The 21,078-nt window shown below is 56.9% G+C and carries 26 protein-coding genes and 1 tRNA gene; 16 read left to right on the top strand and 11 right to left on the bottom strand.

The features are described from left to right. Positions 1–8: 8 nt before the first annotated feature. A complete protein-coding gene (locus AC1Q80_RS07705) occupies positions 9–314 on the top strand; it encodes a pyrophosphohydrolase domain-containing protein (RefSeq protein ID WP_492360064.1) in 306 nt (101 codons plus the stop codon). Here AC1Q80_RS07705 and AC1Q80_RS07700 read toward each other — a convergent pair. From AC1Q80_RS07700 to AC1Q80_RS07685, 4 genes are all read right to left on the bottom strand, one after another. Continuing rightward, the gene (locus AC1Q80_RS07700) at positions 309–1,340 is read right to left on the bottom strand and encodes a DNA polymerase III subunit delta' (protein ID WP_492360063.1); all 1,032 of its coding nucleotides are present in this window, start codon (positions 1,338–1,340) and stop codon (positions 309–311) included. The genes AC1Q80_RS07705 and AC1Q80_RS07700 overlap by 6 nt on opposite strands. Next, positions 1,337–2,017, bottom strand: coding sequence for a dTMP kinase (gene tmk, locus AC1Q80_RS07695; RefSeq protein ID WP_492360062.1), 681 nt, complete (start codon positions 2,015–2,017; stop codon positions 1,337–1,339). The genes AC1Q80_RS07700 and tmk overlap by 4 nt, the downstream gene beginning before the upstream one ends. A gap of 80 nt (positions 2,018–2,097) precedes the next feature. After that, complete coding sequence (locus tag AC1Q80_RS07690) at positions 2,098–3,258, bottom strand: D-alanyl-D-alanine carboxypeptidase family protein (protein ID WP_492360061.1); 1,161 nt, start codon at positions 3,256–3,258, stop codon at positions 2,098–2,100. A 60-nt stretch (positions 3,259–3,318) separates the two neighbouring features. Continuing rightward, positions 3,319–4,350, bottom strand: coding sequence for a septal ring lytic transglycosylase RlpA family protein (locus tag AC1Q80_RS07685; protein WP_173419974.1), 1,032 nt, complete (start codon positions 4,348–4,350; stop codon positions 3,319–3,321). 277 nt (positions 4,351–4,627) lie between these two features. Here AC1Q80_RS07685 and AC1Q80_RS07680 point away from each other — a divergent pair. The 5 genes from AC1Q80_RS07680 to AC1Q80_RS07660 all read left to right on the top strand — a co-directional run bounded on the left by AC1Q80_RS07680 (position 4,628) and on the right by AC1Q80_RS07660 (position 6,797). Further along, a tRNA-Ser gene (locus tag AC1Q80_RS07680) sits at positions 4,628–4,717 on the top strand. A gap of 226 nt (positions 4,718–4,943) precedes the next feature. Beyond that, positions 4,944–5,108, top strand: a complete 165-nt coding sequence (locus tag AC1Q80_RS07675; protein WP_173419973.1) for a hypothetical protein — start codon at positions 4,944–4,946, stop codon at positions 5,106–5,108. A gap of 316 nt (positions 5,109–5,424) precedes the next feature. Further along, positions 5,425–5,712: a DUF4242 domain-containing protein gene (locus AC1Q80_RS07670; protein WP_173419972.1), complete on the top strand. Its 288-nt coding sequence runs from the start codon at positions 5,425–5,427 to the stop codon at positions 5,710–5,712. Positions 5,713–5,891: 179 nt separating this feature from the next. Then, positions 5,892–6,035 (top strand): hypothetical protein, encoded by a 144-nt coding sequence (locus tag AC1Q80_RS07665; protein ID WP_171986879.1) that lies wholly within the window; start codon positions 5,892–5,894, stop codon positions 6,033–6,035. Positions 6,036–6,509: 474 nt separating this feature from the next. Next, entirely contained in the window at positions 6,510–6,797 is a 288-nt protein-coding gene (locus tag AC1Q80_RS07660; protein WP_173419970.1) for a hypothetical protein, read from the top strand. 48 nt (positions 6,798–6,845) lie between these two features. Here the strand turns inward: AC1Q80_RS07660 and AC1Q80_RS07655 are convergent, their stop codons facing one another. Next, positions 6,846–7,085, bottom strand: coding sequence for a hypothetical protein (locus tag AC1Q80_RS07655; protein ID WP_209792423.1), 240 nt, complete (start codon positions 7,083–7,085; stop codon positions 6,846–6,848). A gap of 180 nt (positions 7,086–7,265) precedes the next feature. On the opposite strand from AC1Q80_RS07655, the gene lexA reads away from it, so the two are divergent. Further along, complete coding sequence (gene lexA / locus AC1Q80_RS07650; RefSeq protein ID WP_173419968.1) at positions 7,266–7,985, top strand: transcriptional repressor LexA; 720 nt, start codon at positions 7,266–7,268, stop codon at positions 7,983–7,985. A gap of 119 nt (positions 7,986–8,104) precedes the next feature. Here lexA and AC1Q80_RS07645 read toward each other — a convergent pair whose 3' ends face one another. Then, entirely contained in the window at positions 8,105–8,437 is a 333-nt protein-coding gene (locus AC1Q80_RS07645; protein ID WP_173419967.1) for a hypothetical protein, read from the bottom strand. A gap of 624 nt (positions 8,438–9,061) precedes the next feature. Between AC1Q80_RS07645 and AC1Q80_RS07640 the strand changes: the two genes are divergently transcribed. Then, a complete protein-coding gene (locus AC1Q80_RS07640; protein ID WP_173419966.1) occupies positions 9,062–9,208 on the top strand; it encodes a hypothetical protein in 147 nt (48 codons plus the stop codon). Between the two features lie 491 nt (positions 9,209–9,699). After that, positions 9,700–10,131 (top strand): GFA family protein, encoded by a 432-nt coding sequence (locus AC1Q80_RS07635; RefSeq protein ID WP_173419965.1) that lies wholly within the window; start codon positions 9,700–9,702, stop codon positions 10,129–10,131. A 1,163-nt stretch (positions 10,132–11,294) separates the two neighbouring features. Here AC1Q80_RS07635 and AC1Q80_RS07630 read toward each other — a convergent pair. Further along, a complete protein-coding gene (locus tag AC1Q80_RS07630) occupies positions 11,295–12,920 on the bottom strand; it encodes an RNA-directed DNA polymerase (protein ID WP_492360060.1) in 1,626 nt (541 codons plus the stop codon). Between the two features lie 409 nt (positions 12,921–13,329). On the opposite strand from AC1Q80_RS07630, the gene AC1Q80_RS07625 reads away from it, so the two are divergent. The 6 genes from AC1Q80_RS07625 to AC1Q80_RS07600 all read left to right on the top strand — a co-directional run bounded on the left by AC1Q80_RS07625 (position 13,330) and on the right by AC1Q80_RS07600 (position 16,900). After that, complete coding sequence (locus AC1Q80_RS07625) at positions 13,330–13,572, top strand: hypothetical protein (RefSeq protein ID WP_492360059.1); 243 nt, start codon at positions 13,330–13,332, stop codon at positions 13,570–13,572. Between the two features lie 9 nt (positions 13,573–13,581). Further along, positions 13,582–13,905: a hypothetical protein gene (locus AC1Q80_RS07620; protein WP_492360058.1), complete on the top strand. Its 324-nt coding sequence runs from the start codon at positions 13,582–13,584 to the stop codon at positions 13,903–13,905. Positions 13,906–13,920: 15 nt separating this feature from the next. Beyond that, complete coding sequence (locus tag AC1Q80_RS07615) at positions 13,921–14,655, top strand: SOS response-associated peptidase (protein WP_492360057.1); 735 nt, start codon at positions 13,921–13,923, stop codon at positions 14,653–14,655. A gap of 237 nt (positions 14,656–14,892) precedes the next feature. Beyond that, a complete protein-coding gene (locus AC1Q80_RS07610) occupies positions 14,893–15,696 on the top strand; it encodes a TIGR04255 family protein (RefSeq protein WP_492360056.1) in 804 nt (267 codons plus the stop codon). Between the two features lies 1 nt (position 15,697). After that, positions 15,698–16,393, top strand: coding sequence for a hypothetical protein (locus AC1Q80_RS07605; protein WP_492360055.1), 696 nt, complete (start codon positions 15,698–15,700; stop codon positions 16,391–16,393). A 3-nt stretch (positions 16,394–16,396) separates the two neighbouring features. After that, positions 16,397–16,900 carry a hypothetical protein gene (locus AC1Q80_RS07600; protein ID WP_492360054.1) on the top strand — a complete coding sequence of 168 codons (504 nt, stop codon included), beginning with the start codon at positions 16,397–16,399 and terminating at the stop codon, positions 16,898–16,900. Between the two features lie 33 nt (positions 16,901–16,933). Here AC1Q80_RS07600 and AC1Q80_RS07595 read toward each other — a convergent pair whose 3' ends face one another. The 4 genes from AC1Q80_RS07595 to AC1Q80_RS07580 form a co-directional block, all read right to left on the bottom strand. Beyond that, entirely contained in the window at positions 16,934–17,260 is a 327-nt protein-coding gene (locus AC1Q80_RS07595) for a phage holin family protein (RefSeq protein WP_492360053.1), read from the bottom strand. After that, positions 17,260–17,505 (bottom strand): hypothetical protein, encoded by a 246-nt coding sequence (locus tag AC1Q80_RS07590; protein ID WP_492360052.1) that lies wholly within the window; start codon positions 17,503–17,505, stop codon positions 17,260–17,262. Before AC1Q80_RS07590 ends, AC1Q80_RS07595 begins: the two co-directional genes overlap by 1 nt. 117 nt (positions 17,506–17,622) lie before the next feature. Then, on the bottom strand, positions 17,623–18,279 hold the full coding sequence (locus tag AC1Q80_RS07585; protein ID WP_492360051.1) for a lysozyme: 657 nt from the start codon (positions 18,277–18,279) through the stop codon (positions 17,623–17,625). Between the two features lie 16 nt (positions 18,280–18,295). Continuing rightward, positions 18,296–18,643 (bottom strand): hypothetical protein, encoded by a 348-nt coding sequence (locus AC1Q80_RS07580; protein WP_492360050.1) that lies wholly within the window; start codon positions 18,641–18,643, stop codon positions 18,296–18,298. A 1,374-nt stretch (positions 18,644–20,017) separates the two neighbouring features. Here AC1Q80_RS07580 and AC1Q80_RS07575 point away from each other — a divergent pair. Beyond that, on the top strand, positions 20,018–20,947 hold the full coding sequence (locus AC1Q80_RS07575) for an alginate O-acetyltransferase AlgX-related protein (protein ID WP_492360049.1): 930 nt from the start codon (positions 20,018–20,020) through the stop codon (positions 20,945–20,947). The last annotated feature ends 131 nt before the right edge of the window (positions 20,948–21,078 follow it).

The following is a 21,078-nucleotide window of genomic DNA, read 5'->3' as shown; positions in this document are numbered from 1 at the left end:
GAATCGCCATGCTGCGCCGTCTTGAACGTCAATTTGAAGCAGCGTCTGCCCGCTACGCCGAGGACAACGGCATCGAGCGGGATGCCGACTGGTTTATCCTGAAGATGCAGGAGGAAATCGGCGAACTGACCCAGGCCTGGAACAAGCGCACCGGCCGCGGCAGACGGCATGGTAAGTCAGAGGACGATTTGCAGGCAGACATGGCCGACGAAGCTGCAGATCTGCTGGGTCACGTGCTGCTTTTCGCCCATCATCACGATCTCGATCTCGTCGCGGCAATCAAACGAAAGTGGAAGTTTGAGATCGAGCTATAATGCTGCCTTGACGTCATCCAGCAACGAAAGAATGGTCTGCTTGCGATCGAGATTATAGGCGTCGCTGACGGTGAGACGTTCGCCGGTCGTGGCCGAAAGCCGGGCGAAGCGTTCGGCGCGCATGATATCGCCGGCAACCGCCGCATCGCGGGCCTCGCGCATGAGCCGCCCGGTCAGCAGCGATGTGAAGAAGTCGAAAATCGTTTCGCTGTCCTTTGCCGAGAGAACGTCGGCAAGCTTGTGCATGTCCTTGCGAACTGCCGGCCCCTGCCCTTGGAGGATCCCCTCAAAGGTCGCGGCGATCTCAAGGCCACCGTAGTTGATCAGCTTCAGCGCCTCCGCAACGCTGCCGTTGGCCGAGGCCAGAATGCGGTCGGCATTCTCGCTCTGGAGATCAAAGCCAAGATGATCGAGCGCATGGCGCAGCGCCGGCGGCTCCAGCGGTTTCAGCCGTAGCGGCAGGCAACGCGAACGGATCGTCGGCAGCAGCTTACCTGGCGCATGCGTCAGCACCAGGAACAACGACCGACGCGGCGGCTCTTCGAGAATTTTCAGAATGGCGTTGGCGGCGTTGCGGTTTAGATCATCGGCCGGGTCTATGATGACGATGCGCCAATTGCCGGTGCCCGATGTCTGAGCGAAGAACTTGCCAGCCCTTCGCACTTCGTCAACCGTGATCGCGCCCTTCACCCTACCCGTCTTCTCGTCGACCGGCCGTGTCAGATGGAGGAGATTATGCGATGCGCCCGAGGCCAGCTGCCGGCCGACGATCGAAGCGGGGTCGGGATCCCCAAGACTTTCAGGCGCGGTCGCCGGATCCGGGTGATTGAGGATATGGCTGGCGAAGCGAAACGCAAGCGTTGCCTTACCGATCCCCTCCGGTCCTTCGATCAGGATGGCATGGTGCCCCTTGCCCGATCGGTAGCTCTGCGCCAGAAACGCTTCCGCCTGCTCATGGCCAAACAGCCGGTCGTTCTGGACCGGGGCAATCGCCCCTTCGAGCACACCGGGCGTCTCCGTCGTCATGGTGCGGACCCTGTGAATGTAGGCTCGGACATGTCGGCGTCTGCGAGCAGGTTTTCAAGGAGACCAAGCACCTCGGCGGCAATCGCCTCGGCGGATTGCGTGGCGTCGATGATGCGGCATCTGTCCGGATCGGACTTTGCGATATCGAGGAAAGCCTCGCGGCGCTTTTCGTGCGTCTCCAGCTTTTCCTTTTCAAACCGGTCCGGGCTGTCATCGCCGGCGCGGCGCTGGGCACGGTCGAGACCGATCGTCGCCGGCAGATCAAAGATAACCGTTCGATCAGGCACGACACCGTTGATCGCTACCCGCTCAAGCGTCTCGACAAAGGCCGGCTCCAGATTGCCGGTGATGCCCTGGTAGACGCGCGACGAATCCATGAAGCGGTCGCAAAGCACGATCGTTCCCCTGGAAAGCGCGGGGCGGATGACCTCTTCGACATGATCGCTGCGCGCCGCAGCAAACAGGATGGCCTCCATCCGCACGCCAAAGGCTTCGGCAGCCCCCGAAAGCAACACGTGACGCACCGCCTCGGCCCCGACAGATCCGCCCGGCTCGCGCGTTGTCAGCACTTCATGGCCCAGCGAACGCAGCGATTCGGCGAGCAGGCGCAATTGGGTCGACTTGCCAGCCCCTTCCCCGCCCTCGAATGTTACAAACAGACCTTTTGCCAGCGGCACGGTGCTTTCCTATATCGGCATGCAATTTTGCCCTGTTTAGCCGATTGGCCCAAACGATGAAACCACTGGGATCGGTTTTGTTACAGCCAGAAGAAGAGCAGTTCCTGGAGTGCGTCGAGAGCGCGGCTTGCCAAGGTGCCCTGGCCAACAGCCTCGGCGGTCTTGACGGGCACCTCGCGCAACAGTTTTTCGCCGTTCCAAAGTCGCACGACGCCGACTTCGGCCCCCGCTTCGACGGGAGCGCGCAGCGGCCACTTGTAGACGACGCGGGCCGTCAGGCGTTCCGAGTTGTTGACCGGCAGCAGCACGTCGACCGGCCCGCCGGCGACAAGCGCCACATGCGGGGCGGCGCCACCGTAGATGCTGGCTTCACCGATCGCTTCGCCATCGGCAAAGATCCGCCGCTTTTCAAACGCCGTCATTGCCCAATCGAGCACCTTTCGGCTTTCCTCGGTGCGTTCCTTATCGGTCTCAAGGCCGCCCATCGCGAGGTAGACACGGCGATCGCCGCGCTGCATCGAGGCCGCCAGCGAAAAGCCGTAGCCTTCCGCAAACCCCGTCGCCACCCCGTCGACCCCGACATTGGCCGCAATCAACGGGTTCTTGTTGCGTTGAAGGATCTTGTTCCACTCGAACTCAGGCTGCGCGTAGAGCCGATAGAGATCGGGGTGCGCCTCGTGCAGATGACGGGTCAAAGCCACCAGTTCGCTCATGGTGATCTGGTTCTGCGGATCCGGTAGACCGGTTGCGTTGCGGAAGGTGGCGATCGGCATACCGAGCACGCGGGCACGGGCCGTCATCTTTTCGGCAAAGGCAGCCTCACTGCCGGCCATCCCCTCGCCAAGGATGATGCAGGCATCATTGGCAAGCTGAACGGCCACCCCTTGCAGCAGATCGGCCACGCGGATGCGTGACTTCAACGCCGCGAACATCGTCGAAGTGCCGGACGGTGCGCCGCCGGTGCGCCAGGCGTGTTCCGAAACCTCGAAGACAGTTTCGGCCGACAGTTCACCCTTGGCGATCGCCTCGGCGACGACTTCCATCGTCATCAACTTCGCAAGCGAGGCGGGTGGAACGGGGTCGTTCTCGGCGCGGGAGAACAGGACGGTGCCGGTTTCCGCATCCACCAACAGGATCTGTTTGGCCTTGGTGTCGAACGCCACCGGTGGCGTCTGAGCCGCGGCAGCCCCCGCAAGCAATGCCGCGCAACCAAACACGACCGAAAGCATCTTCAAGCGCATGGGAAACTCCGGCTTCCCATTGGGCATAGCAGCGTCGTCAGAATGGCACAACGTCCCGATCTACCGGATCGAGCCGGTTCTGCCTTCACGCTTGGCATGGGCAACGATGGATTCGGGTGTAAGCGGATTGGTCTCGACCATGATCGCTTCAAACGGCGATTTGGCATCGCTCACCCGCACTTCCACGTAAGCGGCCGCATAGGCCATATTGCCGTCCGGCATCGGAATGTATTCCGGCCGCTCGCGCGGGATCGGCCCGATCTCCGGCAGCATCACGAATTCTTCCAGCGACTGCGGTGCGGAAAACTGCGGAACGGGTGCCGCAAGGGCCGTCACCGGGCTGCTTTCATCAAGAGACGATTTGGACGGAATGGTGAGCGTTCCGAGCTGATTGCGCATGGGCTCATTCGAGGCAACCATCACGCCTGTTGCAATCTGGCCTTCCGGCATGACGCCCGGGCTACGGTCGCCCTTCTTGACATAGGACGCCATGAGGTAGGGCATGTCGTTGCCTTCGAGCGGTGCGCGACCGACATATTGCACCCGAACCTTGGCACTGCCCTTCTGCTTGATGTCGAGCAGATCCGCCGTCTTCGAGGATACGTCGATGATCCGGCCATATTCATAGGGGCCGCGATCATTCACCCGAACGATGACGGAGGTGCCGTTTTCGGTGTTGGTGACACGCGCATAGCTCGGCAACGGGAATGTCGGATGGGCCGCCGAAAGATGGAGCTTGTCGTAGACCTCGCCATTGGCGGTCAGGCGACCATGGAAAGCCGAACCATACCAGGACGCGACACCGGTCTTGTTGTAGCCGAAATCTTCCTTCGGCTGATACCATTTGCCCTTGACCTGATAGGCTTTACCGACCTGGAACCGGCCACCGCCCTTCGGGATGTTCTTGCCGGTGGCGACACGGGGGCTCGCCTTCACGCCATAAACCGACTCAGCAAAGTATTCTTTGCTCCTCGGCTTGCTCTTCTTGATACTGGACGTCGATCCGCACGCCGCAAGCGTTGCGCAAAGCACGGGAACCGCCGCAAGGCGCAGTCCCTTGATCAGATATGCCGCATTTTTACTGGATGTCATCTGTCCCACAACATCATTCGAACAAGCCGTACTCGAAACCTTCCACTCTTGCCCCCAAGCGGAAATCTCGGCGTCCCGAAACGGAACAGTCGATTAATCATGACAGCAACAAGGCAAAAATGCGAACCGGCGAACAGCCGAGCGCCCGAAATCTCCGGTTATGGTTTACGAATGGTTACCAAGACGGATGGACAAGCTCACGCGCTCAGAAAATCTTGCCGCCGACGCATGTTAAATCTTGCAAAGTAACAAGCCTTCGCGCAATAACGCCGTGCCCGGAGGAGTGGCCGAGCGGTTTAAGGCACCGGTCTTGAAAACCGGCGTGCGTGAAAGCGTACCGTGGGTTCGAATCCCACCTCCTCCGCCATCCACTGTCTCATTTCTTGCCATTCGACGTCGAGCTCGATCGAAACCGCGAATGTTCGAGCGGTTTCCGATTGCCCCTTTGGCGCGCACGTGCTGCCGTCGCGCTGGTATTCAGGCACGCATTTGGAAGGCGGGCGCCAGGTCCGCTTGCCATCCCGAAGGAATTGGGTGAAAGTCTGATTCCGGCCCTTCGAGGCCTGGGCAATCTCCCACAACTGGAGAAAACCATGCCTCTTAAATATCTGACGACAGCCGCTTTTTTTGCTGTTCTGACGCTGTCGGGCTGCGCAAGCACTGGCGACGCCAACACGACCTACGCCCAATGGCAAGGGCCTTCGCCGGAACCAGATCCATCGGCAGCCAGCCCCGGCGGCTTCCGCCTCAGCTACTGAGGCGCGTTCTTTTTTTGTCACGGAGAGCGACAGCTCGTCCGTGCGACCGCCAATTCTTGGGCCAAGGTGCGAAAGCGTCGCGCTGGGACTATCAAACACGATCCGGCAGCACAGCAATCTCGATAGGACGAGGGTTGTGAATCCTCTGGCCGTTTGATGCGGCTTGCTTCAAATCTGGCCGGAACGCGGCTTTCGACCGGATCGGGATACATTCGGCGAATTCGCCGTGAAACAGCTTATGGCAACCGAAAACGTTGACTCCCGCTTCATTAGGGCGCCTTCATATGTAGTCATCCAACAGTTGAGGAACTGAGCGATGCCCACCTTCATCATAGAGCGCGAAGTACCCGGAGCCGACAAGCTTAGTCAGGACGACCTCTGCGCGCTGTCGGCGAAATCCAACGCAGTCGTTGCAGATCTCGGCGTCCCCTACACATGGATCACCAGCTATGTCGCCGGCGACAAGATCTACTGCGTCCACGAGGCGCCAAGCGCCGACGTTATTCGCGAACATGCCGAACGAGGCGGATTTCCGGCCAACAAGATCACCGAGGTCGCCGCCGTGATTGGGCCCACGACAGCCTCTCAGGGGCGCGGCAAATAACAGAGTCGGTGTTATAATCACGCCAGCGGAGCATTGACTTCATTTCAGGCCATGGCGCCCGCCCGAACCAATGCACACCGAGCGCCGTCATTGACTTCCGGCCGTATCAATGCACGCTAGTCCGCCGGTCATTCGGCGCCCACATGGGCTCCCCGGCACGCCTTTCCAAGGAGACGAACATGGCAAAAGGTCAAGTGCGAAGCAACCGCGAGGTTAGAAAGCCCAAGAAGGACAAGACCGTCAAGGCCGCCGTTACGCCAGAAGGCTCCCAGGTGAAGCTTGCAGGCAGCAGCTTCTCTTTGGGCAAGAAAGACAAAAAGTAAGGCAGCCGCTCCAACCTCGAAAATCAAATACGCCTTTAGGTTTTATCAGTGGCCAGTCGGACCGGATGTGCACGTCTCCGCACATCAAGGGCGACTGGTCCCGCGACAAGAAACCAGCAATGATGCCGGCTCCGCAGCACACCCGACCGGCGCGTGAACCTTCCCGCAGACACAGGAAACACTGCCGGCGGCGCTTGCCAGTCGTCTCCCGTCGCGACCCCCAAGGCCGATCTGCCGCCAGCCATGCCGCTCGGGGCCGATGCCGGAGAAGCAACAAACGCCCCGAAACACTCGCTCTTCCAAACAATCTTCGTGTCTTCGCTGCCACAGCTTGAAGAGCGATCGTCGCCTTTCGCAAAGAACTGTTGAACACGGCATGGGTACGCGGCCTGCTTGCTGGACTCCGGAACGAAAGCACGGTTCACATCGTTAACCAATCTATCGGCACCACTTCTGACCTAGCGGACGTCCATCGTGCTTGCAGCCTTGCTTATCGCCTCGATTATCGCATCGCCCCACATCGCCCTTAGCGCGGCCACGGTCGACGACCTGCAAACGGACTTCGAATCGGCCATCCCCTGCCAGCAGATCGACGGTCGGAATGTCTGGAAAGGCTCGATCGCCTATTATATCCAGTCATTCGTCTACCAAGGCGACACGCCGGTGGCGACCGACGCGGCAGATGCCGTGCTGCCGGAGGACAACTCTGCCGAGACCGTGAAGGAGTTCGAGGACGCCTGTTCGGCAACGCAGCCGGCTTGAAACGCCCTCTCCTCGACATGCCCGCTGTCCCAACCGCTTATCTCGGCGCTACTTCCATTCTTTACCATCGCTCGTGGCACACCCTCGTGGTGGCAATCCTTTGCCAAAGGTGAACTTTAACCGGTCACAACCCCACTGGCGGACCGGCCCCGGCATCATCGCATTCAATGCGATGCCGACTTCATCGAACGGGCTCTGCCTGTTGTCGACATATTGATACCAGCGAAACCCGAGGACGGCGGTCGCTGCGATAACGATCGTCGACAGGATCCGAATCAGCGTTTTCATTGCATCCTCATTCGGTAAAAAGCGCGAGGCATGGCAGCTCCGCATGGCATACCCAGCATCGAGGCAGCGGATAGGCGCACGATTGATACAACATTCACGGAATTTTAGGCACTTGCGGAACACATATGGAACAGATAGTGTCTGTTCTTGATTTGTTTCACGCCTCTGGAGCGACTTGCCATGCTGACCCGCAAGCAACAGGAATTGCTTCTTTTCATCCACGAACGCATGAAGGAGTCCGGTGTTCCGCCGTCCTTCGACGAGATGAAGGATGCACTCGACCTGGCATCGAAGTCGGGCATTCACCGGCTGATTACGGCGCTCGAGGAACGCGGTTTCATTCGACGCCTTCCCAACCGCGCCCGGGCGCTTGAGGTCATCAAGCTGCCGGAAGCTTACGCGGGAAGCGCTCAGCCGCGTCGCGGGTTTTCACCAAGCGTCATCGAGGGAAGTCTCGGCAAACCTCCCGCCCCTGCCCCGGTTACCGCAAAAGCGCCGCCGGTGGCAGACAACAGCTCCGTCTCGGTTCCGGTCATGGGCCGCATTGCCGCCGGCGTACCGATCTCGGCAATACAGAACAACACGCACGATATTACCGTGCCGCTCGATATGATCGGCAGCGGCGAGCACTACGCCCTTGAAGTGAAGGGTGATTCGATGATCGAGGCCGGCATCTTCGACGGCGACACGGTGATCATCCGCAATGCCACGACGGCAAACCCCGGCGACATCATCGTCGCACTTGTCGATGACGAGGAAGCGACGTTGAAGCGCTTCCGGCGCAAAGGCGCATCGATTGCACTCGAGGCGGCCAATCCGGCCTACGAGACGCGCATCTTCGGCCCGGACCGCGTCAAGATACAGGGCAAGCTCGTTGGCTTGATCCGTCGCTATCACTAAGCCAGATGATGATGGCTGTCTTTCTGCTGGACAGGCCTTCTTGTGCTTGAACGTCTCGCCACCCAAGAGGTAGCGAGACGTAAGTGGTCAGGTTGAGCGTTTTACGCGCTCGATAATTTTCATTCGTGAATGGAGTACTCGCCCAACTCACAGAGGTCCTGCATGTCTTCGGTCGTGTCGAGACCGGAGCCTTCCTCGAATTCGAAGCGCATGTCGTATTTGCAGACATCGCGTCCGTCGGCGATGGTAATTTCCATGCTCTCGCCCGGATTAAGCACCTGCCGCCCGAAGACATCGTCTTCCCACTGATCGACGCCAACCGGCGAGGTATAGAAGTTCGTCAGAACGGCTTTCGTCTTGTTCTTCAGCTGAAAGACGAGATCCTCGGCGCTTGCGGTGGCCGTCGTTGCGGCAAATATGGCAAGAGCAGTCAGGGCGATCTTACATTTCATTTTATGTCATTTCCTCCATTGTCGGTTTTGTTTGACGCTACCTATACGGGTCGCATCGCTGGAATATTCATTCCTGATGTCGTCTAGAGACAATAATCTTTGCACTGACAATACGGGCAGAATCACCATTTCGGGGCAGGTCGCCGGCAAGCCAGATCCGCGCATGCCTATTCGCGGCGCAAACGCGTGAAGCGCACGCGCGCACGTCGGATCACCCATGAAGAATAACTGACATCGGCGGAGAATAAGGAACAGGCTGACATCGCCACTGCTGCGCCAGGTGTGCCCCGAATCTTGGCAGCCCGCGAAGCCGGGCATGCCTGCAAAGGCGATAGCCCACAGATGAGTGACGTCGCGGCATGAGGAGCAAATTAGAATGAGTCGGCGGCTCAATCATGCATCGCACTTGCAGCGATTGTCACTCGCCCACCGAGGGCGCGGGTCAGCGCGTCAGGCACAAAGGGTGCTAGGGAAAAGGGATACGCTGCCTACGCACGGAAACCGAATCTGATCTTCGTCAGAGCCATGGATCCCTTGAGCCCAACGCACCCGACGATCGCACCGTTGCCTTTCGACGATGGCAGCCTAGTTACCCATTCGCGTAACCAAGTGAGGAACTGCTGAATGAACCGTAATAGCCTCTATCTCGTCATCGCCGTGCTCGCTGTCGCCGTCATCGGGCTCGGCGTCTATGCTTATCGTGAGGAAACGAAACCTGCCGGTGTCGAGATCAAGATTGGCGAGGGCGGCGTTTCCGTTCAGGAGAATTGAGCAGGCCGCGCATTTTCCCAATGCGGCAACGAGCGGCTGATTTCTGATCGGCGGCAGCGCGTCGCGTTGTCACCACCTCCAGATTACTGGTTGCTCAGGTGGGGCTAGGCTAGCAACGGCTGAAATTTGCTGCACCGGCAATTTGAGACCATAGAGCCCCGCGCCATGATTGCCCAAGCCATGCATTGGGCCCACCCTCAGCGTGGAGTGGGCGCCCGATGCTCAATCAAGCGCTTTCTCTTCGCAGATAGCCTCCACCGCAAGTCGTCGACCGTCGCGCCGATGGGACGGTGGCATGTGGTGTGGAAGCTCGCGGGCTTCACAGACATTGCGACGCGCAACGCGCCTGGCCGAGGTGGCCGACGCGCAGAGCCACCCGGATGGCAAGATCATCCTCAAGAATGCCTCAGCGTACGAATACGCTTGAGCATGCGCAATCCGCCCCATATTGAAGACGTGCAAATGTGCTTCAAAATCAGATGGATGGTTGCATGAATCTCGACGTTCAGGACCTCGACGGAGCCTGCCACTGCGGAACGGTTCGTTTCAATGTAAAACTGAAAAACGGTCTTCATACCGCTCGCCGCTGCACCTGCTCCTATTGTCAGCTGAAGGGTGCGGTTGCCGTCTCCGCCGCCAAGGACGGGATCACGGTTCTTTCCGGAGGCGAGGCTCTCACCAAATACCAGTTCAATACAAAGGCCGCAGAACATTACTTCTGCTCGAAATGCGGGATCTATACGTTCCACAAACCGCGCGCGAACCCGGACTTCTACGGCGTCAACGCCGCATGCCTCCAGGGCGTCAGCCCATTCGATTTCGTAGAACTGCCCGTCAACGACGGCATCAATCACCCACTGGACACCAAGGATTTGAGCGGACCAAGGCTCGCGGGAACACTGAAATTCATTCCGGCGGAATGACTGACGCGTTCAAGGCAGCAGCGGAACCATGCGGCAAGTATGCGCTAGATGATAACGACACCGCGCGGCACCACTGCTGCCGTCCGCCCTGACAGGCGACGGTTGGCGAAGCCGAGAAATCAGTGCCGAGGCTTCGGTACGTTGACATTCTCCCAACGCCCAAGAAAGCGTGGGTTGCGACACACTCCAGCTTATGAGGCCGGCGAGATTGCTCTATGCCGACTTGAAGTATGCGAAATTAACTACTTCCGCGCGTGCACATTGATGCCGTTACTCCGAATGATTAAACCCAGGCGAGCAACGACCTGGAGCAACCGTGATTACTTTAGCGCGCTGGGCCACGCTCATAATCCTTCTCTTAGCCCCCGTATTATGGTGGGCAGAGCCGGGACTTGCCGTGATTCCGCCAATGGGCGCAAACAAGAACGGCTCCACCGCAATCCTAATTCGCGGCTCTGATAGCGGGGTCCATCTGCTCGACAGCCCGCGGGCATACTGCGAGAGGCTCGGAACTCCCGGCTTCTATTGTGAATGTATAGTCGCCGATCGCATGGCCAGTGCGGCGCTTATAGGTTTTCCGTTCAGCCAGTCTCTGCATGAAGCGACACTGACCGAGCCCTACCAAAACGAGACGTAACCACGCCCCCTACTGCATAGACGACGATCATCAAGTGTTGCTGGCTTAAGTGCTTTCGTGGTCAAAGGCCCTGGAGGCCCGGCACGGAAGAGCGTGGCCCGGATCAAATGCGACGGAATCGGTGATCTTCAGTTGGCTGTGGAGGAAGATACAGAAGGGGAAAACGGCAAGGAATCGCCATGCCAATGTGGAAATCCTGGCATCCCGTGACGATGAATTTCGTCGCGAAATCAATTCGTTATGTGGAATTTTGGAGGCCTCGCCCGGAGTGGCTGAATTAAGTAATATCAACTACTTGCGGCCGAAGACTGCCACACTTCCCTAAAATAATATCTTTTGAGAATCAAAGGGCGCTGCCACACCCTGCCACACCTTTCGTGCGCTCACCGCACGCTGTTCTTCTCTCCGCGTGCTGCAGGGCATACGCCAGAACTGCTCCATGACCGCGGATATAATGCGCATCCCCAGAGCAAGGTGCTGCATGAATTCATGAGCCCATCGAATTTGCCTCGGCAGATTAGGATCTCTAAAAATCATTCTGATCTACTCCGAACATCCAGTCAGGAAAATCTTCGTCATTTGTGTGCTGGCTGTCATCCTCATCTTCATCGTAGCCATAACGGGTGCGACTGATCGCGCTCGATGCATCTTCCATTGAGCTGACGTAACTCTCTATATTGATCAACTCTACATTGCGGTCCGCGAGGTGTTCAAATTCACTCGAAAAATCCCCGCTAAATGATGCACGAGTGAAATTGTTCGCTCTCGCCACGAGATTAAGAAGCCAGCTTGCATCTGAGGTCGGCAGCCGAGTCGTAAATCTAATCGGCGGTCGCTTGTCGATATGCCCCTGGGTAAAAGCGAAAGCCAGCAACGACAAAATGTGCCCGTTTTGGGACCGGCAAAGAGAAGCAACTCTCGCTTCGCTCAATGGAAGACCGCAAGCCAACATCAGCCACGTCAACCACAGAACCTCATGATGGTGATTGAACGCTAAGTGGCGATCGAGTAAATATGAACAGGTCTCCCCCCAACCGTCCACATCTATTTCCTCGTCAATGGCGAACCTTTTAACTACAAGAAGGCATACATAGTCGATACAATGTGGATAGTGATAACAAATTCTTTGCAAATACGACTCTACATCATCCCACTTCCCACTTTTATACACTTTTAATTTATCAATATTTCTAAGTGCAATTTTAACGGGGCTTGACGTTTTCAATTCTGATGACAGCTGCAATGACTTATCGATATGAAAAACTAGATCTTCACTGCTAAACCCCCATTTTTCCGGCATTGACAGCTTCAGATCTTGAGCCCATATGTCGTTTATTGGATCTAAGCTGCTATATATTCTAGTCTTTGTATCATTTATCTGCAGTTCGTAGCGCTGAAGTACTTCGCGCAATCGCGACAATACAACCAGAGCGTCAGCTTCGCTTTTCAATCCAATATAGTAATCATCGACATGCCTTGCCGCGCCTACAATGACACCCTGAACCGCATCCTGCAGGGCATTATCAATGCTGGTCGACACAAACTCGGCGACCAATCGGAATGCATCTGGACCAACCAAAACGCCGCGGGTTTGCGCGAGCTGGCAATTGCGAACAAAAAAGTCGAGTTGATTAAAGGGAAGGTCTTTCGAGAGCGGAGACATGTCCCGCTTTGACTCTTCAATGCCATGTGCGGCCCAAGGAATAGAATGCGTATATATGCTAGGGAAAAACTGCGAGATGTCCGTTTTCAACAAAAAAGGTGCATATCTTAGGCGCTTCTGCGCAATTGCTGCAACCTCGGACAAAGACGTTATTTGAATCGCGCGATCTGCTTCAGGCGCGAGCAATTTCGGCGCACTAACCGAGAACGTTGACGACGCGTAGTGTCGCTCAAATTTCCGCCAGTGCTTGTGAATAAATGTGGATACATAGTGATGGGCTATGGGGTGGGGAGTTCCGTAAAATCGCCGCCCTCCGTCATGCTTCGTGCCGCTATAGCGAATGTAATCCGCGGGCCGACGGCGGGACTGCCGTTCATCGACGTCTTTAACGATTCCTCTCATAGCGCGTTGAATATCGCTTGATATAAAGCATGGTGGCAGCGTCTCAGGAAAAAGCCCTTTTGCCGTCAATGAATACCGATTCTTCAAAGAGATGCCCCCACGCTCGAGCTACATGCTCTGCTTAGCGGAACTTAGCGCATAAGTTGTTAATTGAGCTGTATGGCCTTAACCAGCAAATCTTGGTGTTGACTCTAAGTCCCAATGAGAACATTTGTAGAACACACCCCTTGGGAAGGCCTACAGAATGAGCGATGATGCTGGCGCCAGCAAAAAGCCTGAAGGCGGCATAGTCGAGCACCTCTGCGAGCACCTAGGCTGCGGCAAGTGGGGAAGCCTCGGCTTTGCCCACGGCAGTGCACCGCCCAATTGGTACTGCTTCGAACACAAGATCGAGTGGCCTCCGGGCAAGAGATCCTAATTCCACCGGCGATGCGGCCGCCAACCTAAAACCGAATAGACGAACGCTCCGGGAAGGCACCCCGGACAAGGAAAAGCCATGTCCGCCGCTCAGCAACCAACATCGATCGAAGACGCCGACCAAACCTTTGACGAATTCGACGCGGCCCTCGCCTGGCACAATGGTGACGCGGAAGCCACTGTCCGCACCCTGCTCGCCGACTGCCGACATCTGCGAGAACAACTCGCCTTGGCCGAAATTTCGATGAGCCTCGGCTTTACACGCGGGTGGCGCCCGCGCAGCGAACCGTCCTCTGCAGCCAATGAAAGCCTCAGCTGTTAGGTTGACGCCATGCCGGAACAAAATGGCCTAACCCGCTGGCAGCGCATGCATACTTTGACCAAGGCCGAGGAGACCGGCCAGATCGTCAAGATCGAGTGCATGTATTGTCGCATCATGCGCCGATACCGCTGTCGAGACTTGCTAAAGCTCTGCGGTGACGTGCCGATCGACGAGATCGTGCCCCACTTTCGGTGCGAGGTGTGCAAACGCAAGGAGTATTTGCAGGCAGAATTCGAGTTGCCACGGGGCGCTGACACTGGAAAGCTCCAGATCCGGAAGCTGGTGAGGATCAAGATGGTTCCCAGACCAGTATGGAAAGACGACTTCTACTGAAGGTGAGCAAGGACGATGTGCAATCTCTATAATTTGACCACGAACCAGCAGGCCATCCGTGATTTCGTTTCGATTACAAATGATCTGGTCGGCAACCTCGAGCCGTCGGTTGACGTCTACCCCGATCGCTTAGCGCCGATCATTCGCAACAATGAGGACCGCCGCGAACTCGCGATGGTGCGCTGGGGCATGCCTTCGTCGAGCAAGGCACAATTCGACGCTGCCACAAAGCGCGCCGATAAACTTCGTGCCAAGAGCAAAGACGTCGACTTTGACGAACTCCTGAAAATGGAGCCCGACGGTGGCACCACGAACGTTCGCAACACCTCCAGCAAGCACTGGAAGCGCTGGTTGGAAGTCGGGAACCGCTGTGTCGTACCCGTAACCCGTTTCGCCGAACCGGACCCTGCGAGCAAGGTTGAAGGTGGACGCACTCCGAACGCCTGGTTCACCAGCACCGGCGACGACACTTTGATGTTCTTCGCCGGCATCTGGGTCAAGGATTGGACCAGTGTTCGCAAGGTCAAGGATGGGCTCGTCACGATCGATCTTTTCGCCTTCCTGACGACGGAACCCAACGGCATCGTTGCTCCCGTGCATCAAAAGGCGATGCCCGTGCTCCTGACGTCAAAGGACGAAGTGCAAGCTTGGCTGACCGCTCCCTGGTCAGAAGCCTATGCCCTGCAGCGGCCCCTGCCCGACGACAAGCTCAAGATCGTTCAGATGGCAGACACCCTGGGGGCACTGTAAGCGGCACGATGGGATGGGCCAGCCTTCGAATAGGCGATCCGCAGTAAAGTCAGTTCGCCGAAGAACTTGCGAAGCAGCCTGTTAGGCCGGTGGAGTGAGCGCGGTCCCCATTCACTTAAAGAAGTCCATCGCTTTGTTTAAGATTGGTGGACTGATCGCCACATTGCCCTTTCAATTTTTGCGTTATATGAAAGGGCATCTTTGGGAATTGAAGTTCAGATAACTCACCGAGGCGGCATGGAAATTAATCGTCAGATCAAGGGCTTTATGCCGATCAACGAAGATCATTCCATAGAGCGAGTAAGTTTCGCTGTCGCGTTTAAATCGGCGTTTTCGGCCCAAACCATAATGGCGATTCAGGCAGGGCACGACGCTTGGCGTGACGGACTACCTGCAACAGGCGCCGTTGAAGCGCCAATCAATACCCCCAACGGGATCATAAACGCGCCAGGCATCCAGTTTGCGTTCCTGAGACCCAATGGCGAACCGACATGGTCGATGGAAATCGCGAAAAACGAGATACGTGTTGAGTGTTCGCTCTATACGCGATGGGAAAAGGTATGGAGCGCAGCCCTCGGGTACATGATCAGCGCACTGGATTCCGTGCCGTTGGCGGCCGCTAAGAACAACAAGCTGCTCTCGATCGAGCTTGTTGTTAAGGACGCTTTCACAGCCAGTAGAGACTACGACGTTGCTGAATTTTTCAATAGCACAGAGCTTATCGCTCCGGCGCTCCTGAAGAACGGTCCCCTTTGGCACTGTAACACTGGCTGGTTCAGCAAGGGTGGCCCTAACGACAAGACATTGCAGAATCTCAATCTTACCGGTAGCGTTGTAAACGAAGCTGATGAGCAATATCTAATAGCTATCGAGCATAAGCAGGTTCGCTCGATGGATACGGATGATACGATTGAATCTCTCGCCAAGTCGAAGTTAGCAATAATTAATGAAGAAATGTTCGACTTGCACAAGAAGAACAAATCGCTGCTTATCGACTTGTTGAATAAAGACCTGCAGCAAGCCATCGGGTTGGAGGGTTGATGTGACCAAATATGCGGTACGGATGCTAGATTCGCGCGCGTTGGAGGGGCACATCGCCGAGTCGCTGCTCAGCCAGAATGTTGAAGTTTTCGATGACGAAGCGGTCGGCGTCGTTTATCCAAGGGCCGAACGCATTGGCACTCTATTGCCTACGGCCGACGACGACGCATCGGTGATTGCTGATGAACGCGATTGGGTGCTTCGTTCCGTTGTAAGCGCCCATTACCGAGCTTTCTCCGTTATGAAGCGCGTGCGACCGACCTTGATAACTGAGAATACGAGCACTTCTTTTGCTCACGCTGTACGGATCGTACCCGTACCCCGCTGGAGCAGCCCCCTCAGCAGAATTATTCGTGACCTCGGGCGCCTCTCAGACGGCTGGGCGGGGGAAGGCAGCCGCGCGCCAAGCGACAAGACCATTCGTGCAATGCAGACGCTTGCCTCGATACTACCTGCTGGCGCGACTGAGCCGACTGCTGAGATTGACATCGATGATGGCACTGCTGCACTTCATTGGGCGAACGCAACAAATGACGAGTCCTTCACAATTACCGTTTTTGATTCGGGCAAGATTGGCGGCGCTCATGCGGATCTAAAGCAAGGGGCACTCCCTGCATGGGTTATCCCGATACTCGATTATCGGAAGCTTAGTGCACATCTGAACAATCCACGTCTTTTGGCGATCATCTGCGGATAGCTCATGTCGTGTGCCACTGCCGGCTGTCCGCTGGAGCAAAACAGCGTATCGCCCGATGTATCCCCTGGGGTGATCCAGAATGACGAGATGATCGCTCGGGCTGCATACACACCGATGCACGTCAATAAAGATCGTCTGAAGACCTCAATAACTGAGCCAGGGAAACTCATTGGCGACGGTATTTCGATCTGGCGGGTAGCGGCCGGCTATCAAGACGCCCTCTTGCTGCCGCAAAAAATGCCACAGCGAGCCGGCCAGACTTTCGCTGGCGTGTACGGAGCGCTCGCTGGTGACCTCCGGAATGCTCGTGCTCCAAGCTATAATGGTAGGCTATTCTGTGTAATTGACGATTGCTCAACCGACGGGCAAGGCGGCTCTGATCCGTTTCACGCCGGTATTAAACTGTGCGCTGAGTTGCATGAAGCCGGCATTTCCAAGGAATCAGAAGTATTTCTTGAAGCGCAGGCTGCATTGCGTCTGCTTCTATCGCAAAACAAACTCAGCTGACCAAAGCTAGCGCCCCCTGATAACCATCAACGGTTAGCCCTTTTCCACATTCGCCCCAAACCAGCGCATGAACAGCACTTCGGACCCGCGCGGCCCAAGGTATGCAAGCGCGGCGATCATACCTGTAGCCATTGGCTGACCAAGCCCAAGCCAGGTAGCCAGTCCTTCACCAATAAAGGCCATGCCGACCGCGATCGGCATTTCCCATAGAAGCTCCTTGCCGAAAAACTTCCGTCGCATCTTCCGCACCTCGTTCGTGTGCCACATGAGACGGCCGGCGAGCACGGCGATCAGGGTGGTCGCCGCGCCACCGAACCAAGCATTGAGCAATTCGATCAAAGACGTATATTTCTGCGGCATTAACGCGCTTCCCCGTGCCTTATACATTCGCCTTTCGTCCAGACGCCGCCGGCGCATAGGCCGACGACGGTCCGGTCTATCTTCCGCTGATCCGCCGGCGTCGCCCCTCGCGCGCCGACCAGGTCAGTGTCGACGACCCGCCGCAGGCCATCGACATTTGCTGGCGCCGAAGTCCCACACGCCGCTCCGAGCGATACATAGGTCATAACCAGTGCGAGCATCGCCCGCTGAATTAGCCGCCGCATTGTTCTGCCTTTCGATTGCATTGGTGACGGAGCGAGCGCCGTCCGCGCGCAGCTCGAGGACGGTCCAGGTGGTGGCGGCGAGCACGAGCACGCCGCCCAGGATCTTCGGCCAGGCGATCATGCCGGATCGAGCCGCTTGCGGATAAAGAGAAACGCGCCGATCGCGAAGGCGACAACGAGGATCCCGGCAAGCGCCCACTGCAGCGGCCCATTGCCGGTGAAGGCAAAGGCGATCGTCGAGAGAATGCCGGCCGCCCAGCTGACATTTTCCTTTGTCACAACCTCCGGCGTCTTCGGTGCGGCCGGAACGGTGTTGCTGGAAACGAACTCGCCCTTGGCCCAGAGCCCAGCTTCGGCTGCTCGCCGATTGACCAGACCCTTGACCCGCTTGCCGCCGGCGTTGACCCATTTCATCAGCTCAAGCGGCACGGCGTCATAGTCACCGAAATTCAACTTTTTCAGCAGCGTCGACTTGCCGAGCCCCCCGGTGTTGAAATCGAAGGAGACAAGCACTGCGAACTGGTTGTCGGTGAGCGGCACCTTAACCAGGCGCGATACCCGCTCCTCGAACGTGGCAAGATCTGTGCGCAAGATCTCTTCCGCTCCCGCCTCGGTGATCACCATATTCGGCTTCACCACTGGCGCGCCGGCTGCGCTGGTGTGGCCATAACCAATCGTCCAGACGTCGGCCACGTCTTGATAGGCCTTCGTCTTCAGGCCTTCCCATTGCTTGACGAGCGCAAGGCCCGCCGCGTTGATACGTCGTTCATTCATGGTTGGAACCTTTTTGCTAAATTAGGGTTGGAAACGCCAAACTTTCGTCGCGGCGATCACGTCGCGACGACTGGGGCAGAGGTGGAAGATGGATTACGAACGGATCGGTCGGGCTCGAATGATGGCCCGACTGCCAAATCATCGGCGGCAATTGGCCCATCTTAAACTTGCCCTTTTGCGCGAGCTCCTGGAAAACTACGGTCTCGCAGTGGTCAAACGTGACGAGTTGCGCGCGCGGAGAATCCGGAGAGATTTGATCGCCCAGTACGATGAACTGTGCCAAGGGATGGAAGACGACGCCATTCAGCTCATCGAGTGCGTCGGTCCGCGACTGGTTCAATGAAGTGCTGATGCGCAAATCCATCAAATTTGATCGTGTGCGATGGCGCCGGATGAATACAGCGAGATTTGGAACCGCCATCGCCTTGGCGGGTCTACTTGTCGCGATCGCAACGCAGATCGTTACCAGGGCGCTTTAGTTACGTGGGGCGCCAGCGCCGCATTGATGCTTGCAATCATGACTTTGCCTTGTTGGCCTAATGGCGAGATCTCTCGCAATTGAATGTTCGGCTTAACTCATCCTTGGTGGCACCATCTTAGCCTCCACTCAGAGGGAGAGAAAAATGCAGAAACTCAGGGAACTAGGACGTCGGCGTCTGCGGGTAAGACTGCCGAAGTTTCGAAACGCGCTTGAAGCAGGGATCTGTTCGGCGGAGCTGAATGACCTTTTCGAGGCCTACGCACTCGCAGCCGGACGGTTGGAAGAACTACGAGAGCTAGAACAGCCGGACCAGAGGCTTCTATTCGAGTACGAGGTGGCAAGCAGAGCGATTGAAGAAGAGGTAATCCTGCTCCTAGATTCGACCCATAGCATTCCGATCACCAATGTCTGGCCAGCCATCTTCGCACGAAAGTGGCCCGATCCAAGGCCGTGCAAGTAGGCAAACACTGAGAGATCTTCAAAGTACGCAGGGAGGTTACAACGTCAGGCCTTCCCACTGTTTGACGAGCGCAAGGCCCGCCGCGTTGATGCGTCGGTTCATGTTCATATCCTTGGTGAGTGTTTTGGCGAAAGGCAGTGGAGTCTGCGCCAACCGATCGCCTATAAGGCGAAGCAGACGACCAATAGGAGCGCGCGTTGCACCCGGAAACTCTTTTGCTGATAGGCCGAGCTCTTCAAGGCATCGGCGTTCTATTGTTCATCGCCTGGGATCCGGCATCGCGGCGACATTGCTCGGATGCCTGGGGGCTTATCAGATACAGGCGCTACTTCGCGACCCGCCTAGGCAAATGGCATGCTGCGCTAATGAGCGTGACCGCGTTGGCAGCCTTCACAGTTGCCATCTGGACACTCGTCGCAGAGAAACAAATGCAAAGAGCCGCGTTGCTTTAAGCCACCATCGTTGCCGTGGCGGGTCTACCGGTCGCGGTCGCGACGCAGGTTGTGACGAAGGCGCTCTGAAACGCAAAAGCCCCTTCTTCCTACGAATAAGAGAAGAGGCCCCGTCTGAGCGTTCGAATTCACAGACGCGCCACTTACAAGTGTTCCGCACCGCGGAACCACAAATCAACCCTCAATGCGAACTCGAGAGCGACGGGAAGAGTAAGAGTTCCCCGAATGAGGTTGCCGGGCGCCAGCTCGCCGCTAGCCTTACGAGGGCATTACCGCCTCACCCGACATATGGACTTGAAATGCGACTTAGGGTTACATCCCGTCAAGGAGACGGGAGTTTGGGTGATGACGAAAGTGCTGCGGGGAAGAAAGGGTCATCTCTTTCTCGACAACGACACTAATAACGTGCAGCTGCAGACAACAGGGATACCGTTCATGACTCACGAACGGTTTGTTTCGATTGCCTCGTCACACAAAGCCGCTGATGAACGAGCAAAAGCCCGCGCGGGCCGTTACATCCATTTGATAGCGCCAAACAAAGAGACGGCGTGCCGAGACTATTTGCCGTCGCCCGAGGTCTACGAGATGCACGGTAAGACGCCGGCAAATCTCTTCCTGGCAAACACCGAATGGTCAGCGTCGACATTTTTCAACCACAACATCCTGTGCGACCACACTTGCCAGTACCGACACTACGATGTCGACGAGAGCCACTGGAGTGTGACGGGAGCCCTAGTCTACCTTGAAGAGGCATTCTGTTATTTCGGCTGGGATGATGAGCTAGAGGGCCTGAAATCGATCGATCGGAAGGTCGCGGTCGCGCCGTCGCAAGGTGACCTTGCTTCGCTTGTGAATTTGCCATTACGGCGCCTGCCAAGAGTTCAGGTGCGCAGCCCGCAATCAGTCAGGCAATTTCATGGAGACGTCGCGAACGAAGGCTTCATTCAGCATTTCACCTGCCAAAGCGGTACCGGCCGCGCGTTAATTCTCCACGACAGCTTTCTTATGGAGCCCCTACCCTTTCTCACCGAGATATTCGCTGAAACTCTCGCTGTCCATTGCCCAGATTTCCTGCTCGACCTTGAAGAGCAGTACCGACCGGACGTTGTGATCAAGCTGCAAGCAGAGCGCTTTTTCCCTTACATCCCGGTAGAGATGCTATCGACTGACGAATGGCTTCGTGACGTTGAGACGCGCAAGCAGGCCGATTGCAGAAACTCGCGCGCTTATATCGCGTCAATCATTCGCCCGGCACTGAGGGTGGCCGCGGAGTAGCGCCAAGGGAGCGGATTAAGGCCTGCAGTTCTCGAACATATTCGTCGTCGATTGGCCCCATCGTTCGATGGTCAGACGCGGTCCGATAGATTCCGGTGCCTGCATCAGACTTGAATGAATTCACGGGGCTC

This window comes from Ensifer sp. GW823-FHT05D09 (assembly GCF_058795755.1).
The sequence above is the reverse complement of the archived record's forward strand: the minus strand, read 5'-3'. Positions and strand labels throughout refer to the sequence as shown.

What these genes read in the sequence shown, in the direction of transcription:
- AC1Q80_RS07705 (WP_492360064.1), top strand. Translation starts at nt 9, where the DNA reads ATGCTGCGCCGTCTTGAACGTCAATTTGAAGCAGCGTCTGCCCGCTAC.
- AC1Q80_RS07700 (WP_492360063.1), bottom strand. Translation starts at nt 1,340, where the DNA reads ATGACGACGGAGACGCCCGGTGTGCTCGAAGGGGCGATTGCCCCGGTC.
- AC1Q80_RS07690 (WP_492360061.1), bottom strand. Translation starts at nt 3,258, where the DNA reads ATGCGCTTGAAGATGCTTTCGGTCGTGTTTGGTTGCGCGGCATTGCTT.
- AC1Q80_RS07685 (WP_173419974.1), bottom strand. Translation starts at nt 4,350, where the DNA reads ATGACATCCAGTAAAAATGCGGCATATCTGATCAAGGGACTGCGCCTT.
- AC1Q80_RS07675 (WP_173419973.1), top strand. Translation starts at nt 4,944, where the DNA reads ATGCCTCTTAAATATCTGACGACAGCCGCTTTTTTTGCTGTTCTGACG.
- AC1Q80_RS07670 (WP_173419972.1), top strand. Translation starts at nt 5,425, where the DNA reads ATGCCCACCTTCATCATAGAGCGCGAAGTACCCGGAGCCGACAAGCTT.
- AC1Q80_RS07665 (WP_171986879.1), top strand. Translation starts at nt 5,892, where the DNA reads ATGGCAAAAGGTCAAGTGCGAAGCAACCGCGAGGTTAGAAAGCCCAAG.
- AC1Q80_RS07655 (WP_209792423.1), bottom strand. Translation starts at nt 7,085, where the DNA reads ATGAAAACGCTGATTCGGATCCTGTCGACGATCGTTATCGCAGCGACC.
- lexA (WP_173419968.1), top strand. Translation starts at nt 7,266, where the DNA reads ATGCTGACCCGCAAGCAACAGGAATTGCTTCTTTTCATCCACGAACGC.
- AC1Q80_RS07645 (WP_173419967.1), bottom strand. Translation starts at nt 8,437, where the DNA reads ATGAAATGTAAGATCGCCCTGACTGCTCTTGCCATATTTGCCGCAACG.
- AC1Q80_RS07640 (WP_173419966.1), top strand. Translation starts at nt 9,062, where the DNA reads ATGAACCGTAATAGCCTCTATCTCGTCATCGCCGTGCTCGCTGTCGCC.
- AC1Q80_RS07635 (WP_173419965.1), top strand. Translation starts at nt 9,700, where the DNA reads ATGAATCTCGACGTTCAGGACCTCGACGGAGCCTGCCACTGCGGAACG.
- AC1Q80_RS07625 (WP_492360059.1), top strand. Translation starts at nt 13,330, where the DNA reads ATGTCCGCCGCTCAGCAACCAACATCGATCGAAGACGCCGACCAAACC.
- AC1Q80_RS07620 (WP_492360058.1), top strand. Translation starts at nt 13,582, where the DNA reads ATGCCGGAACAAAATGGCCTAACCCGCTGGCAGCGCATGCATACTTTG.
- AC1Q80_RS07615 (WP_492360057.1), top strand. Translation starts at nt 13,921, where the DNA reads ATGTGCAATCTCTATAATTTGACCACGAACCAGCAGGCCATCCGTGAT.
- AC1Q80_RS07610 (WP_492360056.1), top strand. Translation starts at nt 14,893, where the DNA reads ATGGAAATTAATCGTCAGATCAAGGGCTTTATGCCGATCAACGAAGAT.
- AC1Q80_RS07600 (WP_492360054.1), top strand. Translation starts at nt 16,397, where the DNA reads ATGTCGTGTGCCACTGCCGGCTGTCCGCTGGAGCAAAACAGCGTATCG.
- AC1Q80_RS07595 (WP_492360053.1), bottom strand. Translation starts at nt 17,260, where the DNA reads ATGCCGCAGAAATATACGTCTTTGATCGAATTGCTCAATGCTTGGTTC.
- AC1Q80_RS07590 (WP_492360052.1), bottom strand. Translation starts at nt 17,505, where the DNA reads ATGCGGCGGCTAATTCAGCGGGCGATGCTCGCACTGGTTATGACCTAT.
- AC1Q80_RS07585 (WP_492360051.1), bottom strand. Translation starts at nt 18,279, where the DNA reads ATGAATGAACGACGTATCAACGCGGCGGGCCTTGCGCTCGTCAAGCAA.
- AC1Q80_RS07580 (WP_492360050.1), bottom strand. Translation starts at nt 18,643, where the DNA reads ATGGATTTGCGCATCAGCACTTCATTGAACCAGTCGCGGACCGACGCA.
- AC1Q80_RS07575 (WP_492360049.1), top strand. Translation starts at nt 20,018, where the DNA reads ATGACGAAAGTGCTGCGGGGAAGAAAGGGTCATCTCTTTCTCGACAAC.